Here is a 16631-nt window from a genome sequence, read left to right on the forward strand (position 1 = left end):
CACCCCACCAACGATCAGAGAGAAAACAAACAAAGCGAACAACAAACGACGTAGTTTTTTCATTTTATTTTCCTCCCTTTACGTTGATCGGTCGAAAATGCAGGAAGACGCCTGTCATTCCGACAACCATTAGTACCGCGGCTGCGATCAAGATGATCCGCATGGCCTTGGTGCTTCCGGTGAATGGTAATTTAGTTTGCGCGCTATCCGGTACATGAACGATCGCGATATAGTTATACGTTGGGACTGTGACATGTTCTGGTTTTTTCAACAATTCAAAGCCTTCAGGCGCTTTTGTCTCAACGATGGTATAGTCGCCAGGAGGAAGACTTCCAAATTCTAACCATCCATCTGCACCTGTAGTTACAGGATCACCAATTTTATCTTCTGGTCTAGGATTATCCGGATCCTCACTATTCGCCTTATATAGCTGGAACTCCGCACCTTCTAACGCACGAGTTGTACTTGCTTCAATCTCCTCATCGCTTAAATGACCATCACCATCAGCATCAATGACCGTTCCTTCTTCATACTTGAAGAGACGTATCTTGGATAAACGAGTCAAACCAGCGTTCACGTCAGTGATGTGTTGCACCTTATCAGTACCCGTCAGAATCGCAGGTAAATCTTTCAATTCTGGGTGAACATAGAACGGATCACCAGCATCATTCTTTTCTGGTGTTCTGAAAGGAGCTGCTGGATCGGCTTTTGAATTCAGCGGATCATATTCACCAGTACCCTGTAACTGTTTAGTGACAATCGCAACTTTTCGAGTCACAACGATATCACCTACAATGAATTCAGCAATATATTCCCCTTCAGGAAGATTTTCAAATTTGTACCTTCCTTTATCAGAACCCGTAGCTTCTGTCTTAATCTTCGAATTACCTGAAGAATCAATAAATTCTTCTCCCGTTAAACTTCTCTCCACGAGTTGTTTGACATAGGTGCCATTTACCAAACTCGTTCGATAAAGTTTTACAGGAATATCTCCGACAGGTTCTTCACCCGGATCAATCAACCCTTTGTAATCATCGTCATACCAGACGTAACCAGTTAGGTCACGACCTAATACTTGAGTTTGAACAATATTACTTTTCACTGGAAGGTTGAGATGACTGTTAAAGGCAGCTCTATTTCGCAAAATGTTTCCTGCCTTCTGTCCATTAGGTGAAATAGTTACCTCAAATACCAATGAATCTCCAACTGCTAACTCTTTAGACGTAACAACAAACCCTTTGGCATTTTTGATTAATGCTGAATTCGACGTACCAGGTACATAAGAAGACCATGTTCCCAAATTCTTATTTGGATCATCCCTTTTATCTGGATGTACTGGATCATTTGTATAGGTGATTTCACCATCACCTTCTGTAATTTTGATATTTTTTACAGTATAAGAACCATCGAAATCAGTTTGTAAGACATCGGCGTCGTACGGTAGCTCATCTATCACTTTAGCATTGACTAATTTGTCAGAGCTATTGTTCAACAATGTAACCTTATAAGTAATATCATTAAATGCTGAAGGATTGGCAGGATCATTATCTCCAACTTCGATCAAACTTTTATCTACTTCTTTAGTTAGAACTATTTGTTGCATTTGATATAGCTGTACTTTTCCAGAAGAAGCTCTTACTGACTCTTTTGATGTATCCTTTTTACTAGGATCACTCTGCCACCATATATCACCCACCGTTTTAACCGTAGCCTCTGAAATAGATGCCTCGTCAAATACTAAATCTCTTAGGTTAGGTGTAGTTTTAAAGTTAATTTCAGGAGAATCTCCCTCTGTTGGATTCATACCACTGAAGTCCCATATTAGTTCCGTTTGTCCAGTTACAGTATCTTTTACAACGCTAGTTGGTTCATGTGATGTTCCAGATCCGTCTGTTGAAGAACCATGCTGATACTCTAATCCTTTAGGCAGAGTCGTCTTCAATCTGATCCCATATTCAGTATTTACCTCACTTAAGATATTCCCTTTAACGGTCCATTCAACTTCTTCAGTAGTCTTGTAGACTGGCTTCTTAGGTGTTGTTGTTGTTGTAATTCCAAATGATTTAATAAAGACGGTATCCCGATATTCATTACTGTGTCCACCGATCAGGTCGCCTTCTTGATTAAATATTGATGGTGTGTAATCGCGTCCTACTGCAGGTTCCTGATGTTCAAGAGTATCATTTATATAGCTATATCCATCTAATGTACAAACATTAGGATTTCCATATTCATCCTTTCCTCCAACTGGTCCGATTACTTTTATCGGAACACCATTCCAGACGCCATAATATCCATCTTTTTTATATTCAAATTTTACTGCCGAGATTTTCCCACCAGCAGACATGGCATCAGCCGCTGTTTCATACCAAGTATACTGACTCTCAATGTTAGCTTGTGTATCTCCTTTTAAACTTGGATGATTCTGAGTCTTTCCAACTCCATATCTTGTATTCGGCTGTATCCATAATCCTATAGCAGCCGGCTGTACAAAAAGATCTCTACTTGGATCAAATTCAAAAGAATTCGCGTTCCACCTAACAAGTTGCACAACCCTATTACTGCGATAGAACTGTACTTGTGTGTGCCCACCAAGGTATAAATCGTCCTGTCCCATTCCGACTTTTCCATCTCCGTACGAAATCGCCCAGCTATTTGATGAACTTATTCCCGATGTACCAACTAGAGTTTTATCAACAAAAGTTGCTCCACCAAAGAATTTTTCTCCCAATACTCTTATATCTGAAAAAGTGGTCTTAGCAGAATTTGAATAGTCACCTCCTTCATATGATATATTTACTATTTCTAAGTCAGTTGTATAGACTCCCGAACCTTTATTTTCAATATAATCCTTACACCATTCAACAATCATCATAGAGCTTGAGAAAATTTTCTCATTATCACTAGTTTTTGTTCCAGTATAATTGTATGTATAAGGATTATGGATTGGAGCATAATCAGAATTCTTAACATTAATGCTCAATCCAGAGTTTGTTGCAATGACATCCCCACTATCATAGACTCCAATTTGCTTCTTTTCCTCTGTACTAACTTGGGGTTCTTGAGTATATATCTCTCCTGTCTTCCCTCTTGGAACTCCCATATAAATTAAACTATCTGTTAGATTCATTGATCCAGAGTATTTTACTTGATCCCATCCAGTAAGTTGATCAGTCGCAACAGCTGAAGCCATAGCCTGCACTGGCCTCGTTGTTGTTGACGTGTTTCCTGTCAAAGAAGTGATTACCTCTGCTTTATTAGCTCCTAAATTAGTTTGATAAAATGTTTTTGAATCAAGTTTTAAATCAACATCGCCAACAGGGAAAGTTGCTCCTCTAAAGTCAGCTATCCCACGACTACCAATTGGTTTTAACCCTAAAGTAATGCCAATCCCTATCGCTTCCCAACTACTATAGTGACCAGAAAGAAAATTGGGTGCTTCTGTTCGTCCACCTTGTTCAATATTTGCTTTAACAGAAGGTTTGGCTGAAACTTTAGTTTCTCTAGGTTTTAATACATCATACGTATTTGTAGGATCAAATAACTCACTATATACTTTGTTAACATCCTCTATTTCACCGGTTTTATTATTTTTAGCACTAATAATAGTGATCTTCATTGTTGGTTTAATCACGGTTCCGTTTTGTGCACCATAAACATTCACAAACATAGGTAAGAGAATCTGACCATTGGCACTTATTGTGGATTCAACAGAACCTTTCGAAGTCTTTGTAGTATCATTACCATCTAAACTACTATCATCGCTCACAACTTCTGCATTAAAACGCTGCTTTCCAGAATCATCTAGAGCGTACGCATTTGGTAATTCCATTTCTACTTCATATTTAATATCTGAGTAAGTAGTCGTTGGATCACTCGCTTCTAGTGAAAAAGTCAAGAGATAGATTATTGAGTCAAATGAACGGACAAGCTGATTGTTATCTCCAGAATCATATCCAGGATTGTCATTACCAGTGTCAAAACTTGCAGTTCCATCTTTGATCGTCATCTTCGCACCAGTCACTGAAATCGGTGATGAGCCAGATTTAGTTTCTCGACTGCTTGCTCCCTCAGCCGGCAGCTCAATTGGCTTAAACGAGTCTTTTTCTTCGTATTTCTCATCCAATAATTGTTCAATCGCTAAATTGCGTTTCTTTTCTTCTTTAGTTAGTTTTGTTGCTTTTGTTTTAGTTGCGGATTTCTTAGTTGTTTCTTTTTCCTTACTACTAGAAGTTTCTTCCTTTTTAATAGAAGAAGTGGTGCTCTTTTCATTGTTGCTAGCACTGCTTTTACTTGTTGCTTGTTCCTGTTTTTCAGTGTTTTTAGTGCTCTCTTTTTTTTCAGAAGAAGAGGACGCTTTTTCTTCTTTCTTAGAAGTTTCAGTCGTTTCAACTTTCTTCGGTTTGAAGTTAATTAGCGATTGCTTCTTGTCCGCATTTGGTACTTCAAGCACAACATTTGTAGCTTCTTCTGGTTTCTTATTTGTAACGCTCAACCAGATTGTTTCTTCCTTATCTAATAAAAGGTAAGGAACCTGTTTTTCATCTTCTACCACGTAAAACAATTGACTGACAATTTCTTCTGTTTCTGGTGGTGTACTTGTTTCAGTAGTTGAACTACTTGTTTGATCTGTCTTCTCAGTGGACTCGTTACTTTTTTGAATTGATTCCACTAATCCCTGAAAGTGTGTCAGTTTCTCATTCGATAACTTCTCAAAAGGCAGTGGTTCCCCTTTTTCATTGAGAAGCTCCACCTTGTATTTATCTGATTCTAAAAACTTCAGTAATTGCGGTTCTTTGGCGCTCATCTCTAAAAGTGTCCCCTGCTCCGTCACTGAGTAATTATCATCAATTTTTTTCCCATTGACTTTCACATCAACCAAATGAGCATTCTGGTCATCTGCTTTCAATGGATTCCACTGGTAGACCGAGATGAGGGCTACCAGCAGAAATAAGATTGGAAGAAGAACTGCGACTATTGGTTTATTCTTGATCTTTTCGCGCATGGTCTGTCCTTCCTTTCTGTCCCATTTTTAAGCTTGACGACGTTTTTTATCAATTGCGATTGATGCTGTACCAATAGTGATTGCTCCGATTGCGATAATGATTAGTAATGTTGTACCAGCGCCACCGGTGAATGGTAGATCAGTTTTAGATTTGTTTTCTACAGTAAGTTCTGGAATAACAACGCCATTACCATCATCTTTGTGAGTATCCGTAGTAACAATCACTCTTTGCGGTGTCTTCAATAATTCGTAACCTGCTGGGGCTTTCGTTTCCACTACCCAGTATTCTTTATGAATATAATCTCCGCCGCCCGCTGGTTCTGTCTTAGGCCATGTTGCTTCCACTGGATTATCAGGATCCTGCTCTCCATCACCATCATCATCCGTAAACCAATCTAGTTTCAAACCATCAAACTTCGCATTTCCTGATGCGTCTGATGTAGTGGTTAAGAAGTTAACGCCAGTTGTTCCTTTTGGATAAGCTTTGCCATCATCCGCTAAGAAAATTTCAGCTTCTGCATCTGCTTTTGTCAATGCGATATGGAATTCCGCACCTGCTAAATCTGCACCAGTTTCTGTTTCCTTCTTGATATTGAATCCGCCATCGTAATACTCTGGATTCTTTTCACTTTTATCTGTTTTAGGCTTTTGACCCGGAATCAAGTATCCTGTATCATATTCATTTTCGATAATCCCGTTAAAATCAACTTCGGTATGCGTTTTATAGATTACTCGGATATCAGAATAGCGTTTCGTAGTAAGATCTTCGATTTTCTTCATACCTGCCTGTGTCAATTCAACCCGAATATCTGTCTTAGCTGTTACACCATCAGTAATTGGATCAGTTGTTTCTTTGTTCGAACTACCATTTTTATATACTTCATATTCAGTATTAAGTGTCATAGTGTCCCAAGCACTAGTATTAGGATTGTAAAATTGCACTTCTACACCATCTAAATGTAATTCTTGCGCAAGTTCATCATGTACAAAGAAGTAATCAGCGTATAATTCGGTTCCAGCAGGAACATCTAAATCTGGCAATGGATGCCCATCTTTATCATGCCTATTAATGAGTGTCATATCTTCTTTGACTTTGCTGTATAACCCATCAGGAAGTTTCGTTGTTGCTTCCCATTGGAAAGGTTGTCCAGCTTTGATCGAATAGCCTTTACCTCCCATAATCGTCTTGTCCAATTCACTGTCCGTTACAATGTTCTTTGGATGAACATGCACATCATAAATCAATTCGCCACTTGAAATGTACTGACCTGGATTAGAAGGGTCTTTTTCACGTTTTGTTTGCGGTAAATACGCAAAGAATGGACTCATTGGTGTGGAAATTTCCTTCTTGTGTTTCCCTGTTGAATCAAGGTATGTTCCTGGTCCTGCTGCAGCTACCGTATAGTCATATTTTCCAGTATCAGGATTTGGTATTTCTTTAATCATATAAATACCATCTGCTAGTTTATGTTCCTTACCAGCAGTACCATCGAGGCCAAGAATTGAACTAGCATCAAATGTTAATTTCCCGCTTGAATCTGTGTAACCAGTTGTGCTTGGGAAAGATGTGTCAATCGTATAATCTTCACTTGCGCCTTCTTTTTGTTTCAATGGATCTGTTAATTTCTTCCCATCATTTGCTTTAACACGTACAATTTCAAAATGAACATCCTGCATCACTGTTTTACCATCTAACTCAGGCGCAGTACCAGATAGTTCAAGACCATCTCCACGTTCACCTAATTCAGCAGCACTCTTGATTTCATATTTCCATAACGTGATTGTCCGAGGTGTTTTGTTATCTGATGTTGGATTATCACTGATCGTTTGTGCCGCCTGAACAGCAACACTCCCTGCACTTAATGCTACTCCCCCAAACATTGTTAACAATCCTAAACTTACTGCTGCTCTACTTATCCATTTTCTTTTCGTCTTCATAAATAAACTCCTTTACTCTTTTTTGTTTTTTACTCCTAAATTAGTTAAAATAAGTACTTAGAAGAGGTTGCCGCCGTTTTCTCAAATACTTACTTTTTTCCAATACACAAATGACGCTTTTTTTTGCGCCCACTTCTGTATTGGAAACTAATGAAAAACTAGTATGTCTGTCCTTCGATAAACATACCTCCTTTCAAAAGCTGTTATAAATTCATCATTTTCATTAAAATCTCTAGTTGACAATAAGTATCTAAGCTATTTTCTTCTTAGTCTTATAAAAAACTAGAAAAGCACTATAACCCTTGATACACAAGGAGTTATAGTGCTTTTTGACGGAAACCGACGGCTTATTTTATTTTGCGGAATTCGCCGGATTCTTTTTCTTTAAAAAAATTATCGTTTTTGAATCATTGCTAGCTGATAAAATATTCCTCACCGAAAGAAAGCGTTTTCTTAGAAAAATAAAAAAGAACTCCTCCAAAAAATTAGTTACCTTTTTTGAAAATGGTTTCACTTATAGTCCGCTTATTTAGTTAACTAATCAATCGATCCAATTGATCAATCACGCGGAATCGTTGTTCTAACATGGCATCCACGTACGTATCCAACGTCATCTGAGTAGACGCATGCCCCAAAAGTGCACTGACCGATGAAATATCTTTATTTATTTCTAAGCAGCGAGTCGCAAAACTATGACGCAATTGGTGGAAATGGATATGAGCAAGCGCCGCTTTTTCTCGAATCCGATGAAAATGATACGTAAGCAGCCGCGGTTCACAAGGTTGACCCTTGGTTGAAAAGACAAAGGAGCCTTTTGATTGTTTTCGATGATTCAATAAGAGCTTTTTCAAGGTCTTACCGATTGGAATCATTCGAACCGAAGCTTCTGTTTTGGAATCTGCTAAGATCAATTGTGTTCTTTTGTCTGCTTGGCTTGTTGTAATTCTTTGGTACGTATGGTTCACATAGATCAAGTTGGCATTAAAATCAATGTCTGACCATTGAAGCGCCGCGATTTCCCCAATCCGCATACCAGAATATAGGGCCAATAGTGACGGAATCCCATAACCTTTCTTTTCTTTCGCAGCGACCGCCATGATTTTCTTTTGTTCAGAGAAGGATAATGAATGGACTTTCTTTTGTTTTGCCTTGGGAATAGTCAGCTCAGAAAAGGGATTGGTATGAATTTTGCCCTTTTTTCTGGCGCGATTGAGACATTTGTTTACAATTCGAAAGATCACTTGAATAGTGGAACGCGACAATTTTTCTTGCAATATTTTTAAAAGGCTTCTTCCAGAATCAATCGACAGTTCATTCAACGGAGTTTCATTGAGTACCGGCAGAACATATTTAGTTAGTTTGTAGCGATAACTTGAAAGTGTCGATGGTTTGACCTCATCCTGCACTTCATTGAGCCATTCTGCTGTCCAATCTTCAAACGATTCGGCAGAAAATCCTTGAATTCGTTGCAACGATTGGTACCGAATACGAAGCGGATAGAGTTTTTGTTTTACTTCTGTGTAGCTTTTTCCATACACGTAACCATACTTGATTCGTCCATTGGTTTTTCGGCCTTTTGGGAAGCGCCCTTCCCAGCGACCATCTTTTCTCAGATAAATATTTTCACCTTTACGCATCTTATACTTCCTCCTAATTTGACGGCTTCACTGACGGTGCATATATTGTGATTTCTTGTGGTTTTCCTGTTTAAAAAACAAGAAAAAGAGTGGATAGATCAACTTATTATCATGTTTTTCTCAAAAATAATTATTTTTATGATTCATATTGCCTATTAATAATTAATAATATATAATTGATTTATGAATTCTCACGTGATGTATCAAATAAATAAGTTATATTATTTTGTTGCGTCCCGTATATTTCTAGTTTTTTATAAGACTAAGCAACTTTTTAAGCAAAAAATGCAAGAAATCCTCCCTTAATTTGGAACAAAATAGATAAAGGCATCTTCCTTAAAACAGGAAGATGCCTTTATATTATATGTCCACATTATATTTCTGTCATTAAAAATAATAAAATAAACCTATTATCCTTATTTAATCTTCAAAATAAAAAAACACTAATAAAAATATTCTAATCTTTCTTTAATTACAAACGCTGAAAACAAATATTTATTCTTTTCTTATCTGTTGTATAGTCTTATTGTAAACGTTTTTTTAATTTGAGGGAGGTTATTAAAATGAGAAACAATGAACCAGAAATGTATTTAGATGATAAACAGTGGTCTCCATTATGGGAGACGTATTTAAAGGAGGCCGTTGTTTTCGATCCATTCAAGATTCATGAAATAAATTGCATTCTGCCGTTGCCTGAAAGGTCAGGGGTATTGATCTTTACAGAGAGTGACGTGCATTTCAGTAATATGAACGCGTTGAAAACACTGCATCAATTTTCTTCGATTCATTCCTTTTCCGATTACCAAGTCTTATCCAGCAGCCTAAAGGAGCTGGGGCATTTCGGCAAGTACAAAATGCCTTGGGTCTGCCCCTACTTTGCGCTCTTTCCACTAGAGTCAAGGGAACAGACAACGTGGATCAATCCCATTAACATCAAAAATATCTTCAAAGCCAACGATCAATACTATGCACAGATGACTAATGATCTCTGTTTACTTCTTCCTGTCCATCGTCGGCGGATCATTCGCCGAGCAGAGATTGCCTGTCTGGTCTTGGCAACGATCCGTCGAGGGTTATTCCATTATGTACTACAAGGTGAAACACCGTTAGATTTCCTCTATTTTCCAAATACCGTTTTTGCGAATACATTAAGCAAACGTGCTAGTCTGGAAAATTTCCGTACCGCGATCGGTGAGATCAATAGTCTGTACCAGAAGACCTACTCTCTCTATCATTGCGAACCCTTGATGTATGATCCAGACGATAGTGACCATATTGATTGGCTTTAAATTTAACAAAATAGCGGAACGCTTGAATATCAAGTGTTCCGCTATTTTTCTGCCTATCTCCATTTTTTTTGGTAAAACTATTCATTATAATCCAATCAAACTTCTTTATCAAATCGCAATTTGACACCTGCACCCCCCAATTTGACCGCTTTAGGGTCCAAAATAGCCGTTTCCAGCCCCAAACGAGTCAAATTGGGGGGGGCAACGGCTGTTTTGCGATTCGCATTCTTTTTTGAAATCATTTATCTTTTAGTCACCGGCCGGTACAACAATACAAAACACGGAGGCGTTAAATTATGATCCAACGATTAAGTACAAAATTACAAGTGCAGCTCTCATTACCAGGAGCGGAAAAATTAAAGAAAGTCACGTTCCAAAACGTCGTCGAAAATCCAGACGAAACACAAATCCTTAAACTAGGACAGCTTATGAAGGAACTCGACGTAGAAGACACACAATTAGACGGCGTGATTATCACCAGCCAATCACGAGTAAGCAAATAAGAGGAGGAAAAGCATAAATGAAAAAATTAGTAGCGATCTTTAAAACCAGCGGCGGACGCTCCCAAACATGGAGCTACCAAAATCCCGCACAAGACCGATCCAGTGATGAGATCCGAGGCATCTTAGAAAGACTGACACTCTTGACGATCTTTGAAAAGGACGGCGAAAAGCTGTTCGACCACGTCGTCAGTGCCAAGTATGTGGAAACAGTCGAAACGATTATCTTTTAAACAAAAACTGAGGATCGGCGGCTAACAACCGCCTTCCTCTACTAAAAAAAGGAGGATGAAAATCCATGAATGAACAAACTCTGACTTGCCGACAATTGTTCAATCTTAAATCAACAACACTAGAAAAACGAATTACAACTTATTATTATCAAACACAAAATAGCAGCTTAACGATCAAATATATTTTAGCTTTACGTGTACGGTTTCAACTTGGTGCGGAGGAGTTTGCCTTCATTCTAAAGGATCTTGTCCGCGATATCTTCATGCATACTAAAGCAACTCGGACCATGAAGCGGTTCTTCTATTATTTCCAAGATTACTTCATGACACCTGAATGGCGCTCGTTGACGTCAAAAGTATTTCCTGTCCGTAACTTTGGTGAAAAAGCCATGTCCCTTGTCCGTTCCTTAATCGCAAAAGTCCGTCCTGATGAAACGAATGAACCTTGAGAGTAAACCTACCTACGCAGAAAAAAAATAAGAAAGGAATGTAGAAAGATGACCCATGATTTAGTCACGACCTTCACCAATGGTCTAGGCAAAGAACACGACTGGACCTATAAGAATGTGAATGCCGACCTGCCAGCGGCACAGCTCAAAGAAGCTTGCGAATTATTAACTCAACTCGACATTTTTGAAAAAAACGGCGTAAAACTATTTGATACTGTGGTCACAGGCAAGATCGTCACCACGACAGACCACGAGATTTTCGACTTAGAAAATGAGCCGAAAGTCGATGTAAACACTCCGGCTGAACAGCTAAATAAAGAAGCTGCAATGAAACTTGAAACCGAAACTCCAAGCGAGCAGTCTTGCGAAAAATTAAATGAGGCAGCAGATTCTCCAGCGAAAACGGAGGAACCGATTCATTCTGAAGAACCAAAATCAATCACTCCTGTCAAAACAAACAGAAGCTATGACCATGTATTCGAGCCAACCAGAACAGCGATCGAAGAGAAACTGAAAGGCCCGGCAGAAGCGGGAAATAACCAAAATTCATTAATAAAACAATCAACAGAAATCGGAGATAAGCACACGATTGATTGTAAGGAATGCTCTGCCGAAGTCCTTTCAACTTCTGAGACAGCGCAGTCTGAAGCACACGAATCCATGAGTCCACAGCAGCGTCTGTTGGCTTGGGTACGGCGCAAGAAAAGTCGGAACAAAGACGACCCGGACATTCACTAACAGCGAAGCGTCTAACTAAACTCGGTCATTGACAACTTAATACCCTTTGCGTAGGTAATTTCGCTCATGTCGTCAGCCTCCACTAATGAGAGGAGGTGATGCACCTTGAGCGAGCTGATCCGATATGTCCTCGCTCCGCTCTTTGTGGGGCTGATCGTGGCTCTGGTCAACCACTGGTTGAGCGGGCACGATCCATGACGACTGGAAGACAAATACACCTGCGGTTTATGCGACCGCAGGTGTTTGTAATAATATATTTTTCTACTACTTAACTAATCAACAATCGGATCAAGCGATCTTCATTGTAATCTGCGATCAGCTCAGAAAAGTCCTTCAGCAGATCACTCTCGCGAATTTTTTTCCCATCGAAGGAGCCTTTGTACTGACGAGTGATCATTTGCAGCTTGCTGAAGATATTGGCTAAGAAATAGCCTTCGCTAAGTGTTTCTTTGGCTTGCTCCTGCTTCATCTGCGCTAAATCTTCCAACAAATCTTTTTTCTTTCCTTCATACCAAGCTTTGGCTGCATTACCGCCGATCTTTAGTTCTGCTTGAACGATGTGATCAAAGTTTTTCAGCAGTTTTTCGATCGACGCAGGTTCGATAAAATAGAAATCCTTTTCCTTCATATATTCAGCCAGGTAATAAAACGTACTGCCCAGCTCGGAATTGCTATTGGGATATTGTGTCAGCTTATATTTTGGCACAAAGATTTTTTTCTCGATCTCTTCTTTGGTCAGCGTCTTATAGACCTTGATCAGCTTGGTTCCAAAGAGACGTTTTTTTCTGACCGTAAACTCATTCGTGAGAAACTTAGGCAGCAGGTCATTGACGAAAAATGAATAGGTGTCGGCCACATTATAGGGCTGCTCCGGTTTATTCGTCTCATCTGGGTAATCGAGATACTCCCATATCACATCGACCACCAGCTTTTCTGGGTCATAAGCGGATTGCTCGTAGCTGCCATAAACATTGAAGAGCTCGCGGCGCAGTTCGTCTTCGATCCCGATCCGATTATGATCTTCAAAGGGAGTAAAGATATAGCCGTCTTTATAGGTACCGTTGCTTGTTTGATAGGTATGCACATGCTCGCGGATTTTCTCCCAGAGCTCGACCTCCAGCTGCATCAGCTTGAAGGTACTGTGACTGCCGCGATACGGTTCAAAGGCGAAGGACTCCAAGCTTTTCATAAAGCTGGTGATCTTCGCAACGTATTTCTTTATGAATATATCGATGACTGAACACAGCTCATCGACCTCAGCTGGATACAAATAGGCGATGCTGTCGCCAAAATCCGCAAAGTATTGATTGAGTTCCTCCAGATACACCTTGATGAACTTTCGCATGCCTAATTTTGCGGCTGTTTCCTTGCCGAAATAAAACAAATCCAGAATTTCTCTAGGCGTTAATTTGATCTCGGCCTCCGCCTTTTGGCTAAGTCTGGCAAATTGGATCGTACAGCTGTCTTCACGAGAAGCAAGGTCATCTTTAGGATAAGCCGCTGTCAGACAGACATTTTTATACTTAATCGTGATGGTCTCTTCGGTTTCTTCCACAGTCATTTCATCGGCGTATTCCTCTACTTCTGGAAAGATCGCGATATCCTGACTGATTCGCTCCAATGCGCCATTAAATAGATAATTATCAAAGCGATCGATCCGTTCAAAAAATACTGCCGGAAGTCCGTCCTCTTCAGAGAGCTGATTCGCTTTGGGAACCTTGAGTACGATCGTTTCTTGAGCACTTGTAATTTCTTTGACCTTTTCAAAAAGCTGTTCAAAGGGGTCCACCCAATAGACCGCTTGTTCTTCAAGATCGACATAAAACAGCACGGTCAACGAGCGTTTTTTAAACCACTGCCGAACTGTCGCTGTTTGAAGCTGTAGTGAGACAGACTCTTCATCTTCCGTCGTTTTTTCCGTTCCTTTGTATTGAGCAAAGAATTCTCTGATTGTACCTGTTTCAGCTGAAGCCAGTGCACACGCAAAATCAACGCCGAAATCATCGTGCAGCTCATTTACCCGACAGAGCTTTGCTAGCCGAGTGCTGAGCAGTTCTGCTTGATTTTCAATTTTTGGTGCAGCTTCCATTTTTATTACCAACGATTTCCCACCTTCCCCTTAATATCGTTTCCGTTCTGTTCAAACGATACCCTTTTCCAATTAAACATCATCAGTATTAAAAATAACATTTTTCACGAACTAAGTAAATAATACTCGCATATAAATAGCATTAAAATAGCGTTTACAGATTCAATATAAAATTATCAATAACGAATAATAAATAGATAATAACTATTCCAATTCGAAGAAACCATTCCTTATTTCCACCTTTATTTTATTATCGAAGCTTTATTACTATCTTTATTCAGTCTTTTCAAACTATTATTTTCGCTGTCCGTTACTCATTAATTTTCGCTGCGCACAATTATTTTGTTGCTAGTATCTTCTGTTGAGGGACGAGATATGATTGAAAAAGTGTTTTTTAGTGTAATAAAAAAGGAACCTCAAGGGCAGCTTTCTGCTCCTGAGATTCCTATAATTTTGAGTCGAAAAAACTAATGCACACCAACGACTGGGTTCATATATTCATTGTTCCCGAACAGCTTTTCCAATGCTTGTTCATTTAACTCGTCCAGCTGTACGGTTTCTAACGCCTGCAATTCAACTGTCCCTTCCCAGACTTTCCACAACTCAAAGGGTGCCTCCAAAGACTGTAGATAGTTCGCGAAGGAGTGATAAAACTGCTCCCAATTATAAATATCAACATAGTAAATAAATGGCTTGTCAGTATATTGATTGATGGTTCCTTCGTCTCGATCCCTCATCACTGAGAATACTTCCTCCTCATCATCCAGCAGGACAAACAGCTTTTCGTTAGGGTCGCTTGCTTGAGGATCGATTCCTAGATTCGTTTTCAAATTGGAGATCAACGTGGCATAATTTTCGTACTTCTTAAGATCATTTATCGACAATAATTCTGAAGAAGCTGATTGCGGCGTGGTCGTTAACTTATGGTCACTAGCTAGATACATTCCGATCGACATATGAAAGCCCCCTTCATTTTTCTTTAACTGCTAATTACCTAAATAATACTATTGATTCCATTCGGCTACAAAGAGAAGTTGGTTTATTTTTAGGAGATTGAAAAAGGAACCTCAAGAGCAGCTTTCTGCTCCTGAGATTCCCATGATTCCGTTTGTTACATTATCCATATTTTTCAAATAAGGCATCGGTAAGTAGTTTGGAGAAATTCACGTTGTCCTTTTCTCCGCGACTAGCCAGCCATTCTGGTATAGTCACATTTTTTCGCACGGTCTTTTTTTTGATATAAGGAGAAGGATCTCCTTGGATAAGGGATACAAATTGAGTATTGCTCTCCACTTGGATAGCCACTATTTCTGTCGGTTCTGGAAGCGGGATGTCTTCGTCAATATAATAAGCCAGTATTCCATCCAAAAATTCTTTCGCATTAGACAGCGCGTCTTCTAAATTATCCCCTTGAGCAGCTCCGGCAAAATCAGGAAAAATTATTGAGAAGCCCTCATCTTCTTTTGAGAATACTGCCGGATAACTTTTTTTCACTTGGATCATCCTCCTTAAAAGATTGGTGCCTGAAAGTTATTTCAAACCTAAATCTTTTAATATTTTTTGCTCTGTCCGATTTTCAAATCCTTATTATGAACAGGAATAGAGACTGGTAAATGTCCCTCTTTTACCATGATATGATGGCTCCCGTTTATTCTAACCATTATCCAACCATGTCCCAACCATGTTTTTTAGCAAGTTTCAGCATCTCTTTTCCAGTAAGGGGCATACACGCTGCCTTCTCACAATTTAATTATACGCACAATGCGCATTGATGTCAAAATTTGAAATTGTTATGTATAATACCTATCTTTGTATATAAACATACGCATTTAATTTTGTTAGCTAGATAAAAAGACTGTAGACAACATCCAGAAAACGGATTTTGCCTACAGTCTGAAAGAACCCTCTAATTAAGAGAGTTCTCTGAATTTCAATGATTAATCTGTCACCCAAAGCTTGCTGTCGTCTTTGTAAGGCCATTTCTTCGCGCCGTTTTCAATGATGAACAGGCGTGATTCGTCGATCCCTTCATCGATCAAGAGTGAGATCGTGCGTTTTGCTCCGCCACCGCCGCCTGGGCAAACGACATAGATTGGATTGTCGCCTTCTTTGAAATCGTCAGCACTATCAACGACTAGTTTTTCTAATTCTTCTGTGTCGACTGGATAAGCGGGTACGCTGATGGAGTTTGGCAGATGGCCTTTAGCATAGTCATCTTCTGGCTGGATGTCGATGATTTGATAATCCGTTGCATCATCGGTTTCAAGCACTTTTTTCATATCTTCTGGTGCGATCATTTGCCATTCGATATCGGCTTCTGCACGGTCCTTTGTTTCTTCTTTCTTGTCATTGTTTGAACAGCCTGTCAATACAATTGCCAACATCGCCAAAGCGATCAATAATCCGCTAATTCTTTTTTTCATTTTTCTAAATCCTTCTTTCGTTTAATTTTTGTTTGGAGCATTTGCTGCATGAGCTTCAGCGTTCCAACCATCAAAAATTTTTCCGCACAAATAGACATACTGATGCTGTACGTATGCTACGAAAGGTTCGGATTGTGTGTTTAATCACATAGATATTTTGAGGGAAAGAATGCTAAATACACTCGCTTAGAGACTCTAAGTAAAATTTGGCCTCATAGTCATAGTCGTTTTGCCATTTCTTCCACCTCCAGTGCATAATGTAAGGGTTATCTCCTAACAAAGTATATATAAAGGAAAACGCTTTTTCAATGACAATGAGAAAATATACAC

Annotated in this window: 15 protein-coding genes; 6 read left to right on the plus strand and 9 right to left on the minus strand. The window is 39.3% G+C overall.

The window, feature by feature from the left end; all coding sequences use genetic code 11:
- Window positions 1–64: 64 nt before the first annotated feature.
- The 3 genes from FFR60_RS03995 to FFR60_RS04005 all read right to left on the minus strand — a co-directional run bounded on the left by FFR60_RS03995 (window position 65) and on the right by FFR60_RS04005 (window position 8580).
- Entirely contained in the window at window positions 65–5005 is a 4941-nt protein-coding gene (locus FFR60_RS03995) for a SpaA isopeptide-forming pilin-related protein (protein WP_137663138.1), read from the minus strand.
- Between the two features lie 27 nt (window positions 5006–5032).
- Window positions 5033–6943, minus strand: coding sequence for a SpaH/EbpB family LPXTG-anchored major pilin (locus FFR60_RS04000; RefSeq protein WP_137663139.1), 1911 nt, complete (start codon window positions 6941–6943; stop codon window positions 5033–5035).
- 533 nt (window positions 6944–7476) lie between these two features.
- The gene (locus FFR60_RS04005) at window positions 7477–8580 is read right to left on the minus strand and encodes a tyrosine-type recombinase/integrase (RefSeq protein WP_137663140.1); all 1104 of its coding nucleotides are present in this window, start codon (window positions 8578–8580) and stop codon (window positions 7477–7479) included.
- Between the two features lie 563 nt (window positions 8581–9143).
- Here FFR60_RS04005 and FFR60_RS04010 point away from each other — a divergent pair.
- Window positions 9144–9869, plus strand: a complete 726-nt coding sequence (locus FFR60_RS04010; protein ID WP_137663141.1) for a hypothetical protein — start codon at window positions 9144–9146, stop codon at window positions 9867–9869.
- Between the two features lie 95 nt (window positions 9870–9964).
- On the opposite strand, the gene FFR60_RS04015 is transcribed toward FFR60_RS04010, so the two are convergent.
- On the minus strand, window positions 9965–10111 hold the full coding sequence (locus FFR60_RS04015; RefSeq protein ID WP_171004864.1) for a hypothetical protein: 147 nt from the start codon (window positions 10109–10111) through the stop codon (window positions 9965–9967).
- 54 nt (window positions 10112–10165) lie between these two features.
- Here FFR60_RS04015 and FFR60_RS04020 point away from each other — a divergent pair, with 54 nt between their 5' ends.
- The 5 genes from FFR60_RS04020 (at window position 10166) to FFR60_RS23075 (ending at window position 11987) form a co-directional block, all read left to right on the plus strand.
- Window positions 10166–10372, plus strand: coding sequence for a DUF1659 domain-containing protein (locus tag FFR60_RS04020; protein WP_137663142.1), 207 nt, complete (start codon window positions 10166–10168; stop codon window positions 10370–10372).
- A 17-nt stretch (window positions 10373–10389) separates the two neighbouring features.
- Window positions 10390–10602 (plus strand): DUF2922 domain-containing protein, encoded by a 213-nt coding sequence (locus tag FFR60_RS04025; protein ID WP_088934285.1) that lies wholly within the window; start codon window positions 10390–10392, stop codon window positions 10600–10602.
- Window positions 10603–10667: 65 nt separating this feature from the next.
- A complete protein-coding gene (locus tag FFR60_RS04030) occupies window positions 10668–11051 on the plus strand; it encodes a hypothetical protein (protein ID WP_137663143.1) in 384 nt (127 codons plus the stop codon).
- A 48-nt stretch (window positions 11052–11099) separates the two neighbouring features.
- Window positions 11100–11789 carry a DUF2922 domain-containing protein gene (locus tag FFR60_RS04035; RefSeq protein ID WP_137663144.1) on the plus strand — a complete coding sequence of 230 codons (690 nt, stop codon included), beginning with the start codon at window positions 11100–11102 and terminating at the stop codon, window positions 11787–11789.
- Between the two features lie 105 nt (window positions 11790–11894).
- The gene (locus tag FFR60_RS23075; protein WP_137663145.1) at window positions 11895–11987 is read left to right on the plus strand and encodes a type I toxin-antitoxin system Fst family toxin; all 93 of its coding nucleotides are present in this window, start codon (window positions 11895–11897) and stop codon (window positions 11985–11987) included.
- A 70-nt stretch (window positions 11988–12057) separates the two neighbouring features.
- Here FFR60_RS23075 and FFR60_RS04045 read toward each other — a convergent pair whose 3' ends face one another.
- The 5 genes from FFR60_RS04045 to FFR60_RS04065 form a co-directional block, all read right to left on the minus strand.
- Entirely contained in the window at window positions 12058–13890 is a 1833-nt protein-coding gene (locus FFR60_RS04045; RefSeq protein ID WP_137663146.1) for a DUF4365 domain-containing protein, read from the minus strand.
- A 455-nt stretch (window positions 13891–14345) separates the two neighbouring features.
- Entirely contained in the window at window positions 14346–14834 is a 489-nt protein-coding gene (locus FFR60_RS04050) for a hypothetical protein (protein WP_137663147.1), read from the minus strand.
- Between the two features lie 160 nt (window positions 14835–14994).
- On the minus strand, window positions 14995–15372 hold the full coding sequence (locus FFR60_RS04055; RefSeq protein WP_137663148.1) for a type II toxin-antitoxin system HicB family antitoxin: 378 nt from the start codon (window positions 15370–15372) through the stop codon (window positions 14995–14997).
- A 56-nt stretch (window positions 15373–15428) separates the two neighbouring features.
- Window positions 15429–15539 (minus strand): type II toxin-antitoxin system HicA family toxin, encoded by a 111-nt coding sequence (locus FFR60_RS23175; protein WP_137663149.1) that lies wholly within the window; start codon window positions 15537–15539, stop codon window positions 15429–15431.
- Window positions 15540–15815: 276 nt separating this feature from the next.
- Window positions 15816–16301, minus strand: a complete 486-nt coding sequence (locus tag FFR60_RS04065; RefSeq protein WP_137663150.1) for a rhodanese-like domain-containing protein — start codon at window positions 16299–16301, stop codon at window positions 15816–15818.
- Window positions 16302–16631 lie beyond the last annotated feature (330 nt).

The sequence above is a fragment of the Enterococcus hulanensis genome, assembly GCF_005405485.1.
Lineage (GTDB): Bacteria > Bacillota > Bacilli > Lactobacillales > Enterococcaceae > Enterococcus_A > Enterococcus_A hulanensis.

Excerpts from the sequence above, each read along its gene's own strand:
- FFR60_RS03995 (WP_137663138.1), bottom strand. The coding sequence starts at position 5,005 with ATGCGCGAAAAGATCAAGAATAAACCAATAGTCGCAGTTCTTCTTCCA.
- FFR60_RS04000 (WP_137663139.1), bottom strand. The coding sequence starts at position 6,943 with ATGAAGACGAAAAGAAAATGGATAAGTAGAGCAGCAGTAAGTTTAGGA.
- FFR60_RS04005 (WP_137663140.1), bottom strand. The coding sequence starts at position 8,580 with ATGCGTAAAGGTGAAAATATTTATCTGAGAAAAGATGGTCGCTGGGAA.
- FFR60_RS04010 (WP_137663141.1), top strand. The coding sequence starts at position 9,144 with ATGAGAAACAATGAACCAGAAATGTATTTAGATGATAAACAGTGGTCT.
- FFR60_RS04015 (WP_171004864.1), bottom strand. The coding sequence starts at position 10,111 with ATGATTTCAAAAAAGAATGCGAATCGCAAAACAGCCGTTGCCCCCCCC.
- FFR60_RS04020 (WP_137663142.1), top strand. The coding sequence starts at position 10,166 with ATGATCCAACGATTAAGTACAAAATTACAAGTGCAGCTCTCATTACCA.
- FFR60_RS04025 (WP_088934285.1), top strand. The coding sequence starts at position 10,390 with ATGAAAAAATTAGTAGCGATCTTTAAAACCAGCGGCGGACGCTCCCAA.
- FFR60_RS04030 (WP_137663143.1), top strand. The coding sequence starts at position 10,668 with ATGAATGAACAAACTCTGACTTGCCGACAATTGTTCAATCTTAAATCA.
- FFR60_RS04035 (WP_137663144.1), top strand. The coding sequence starts at position 11,100 with ATGACCCATGATTTAGTCACGACCTTCACCAATGGTCTAGGCAAAGAA.
- FFR60_RS04050 (WP_137663147.1), bottom strand. The coding sequence starts at position 14,834 with ATGTCGATCGGAATGTATCTAGCTAGTGACCATAAGTTAACGACCACG.
- FFR60_RS23175 (WP_137663149.1), bottom strand. The coding sequence starts at position 15,539 with ATGGTTAGAATAAACGGGAGCCATCATATCATGGTAAAAGAGGGACAT.
- FFR60_RS04065 (WP_137663150.1), bottom strand. The coding sequence starts at position 16,301 with ATGAAAAAAAGAATTAGCGGATTATTGATCGCTTTGGCGATGTTGGCA.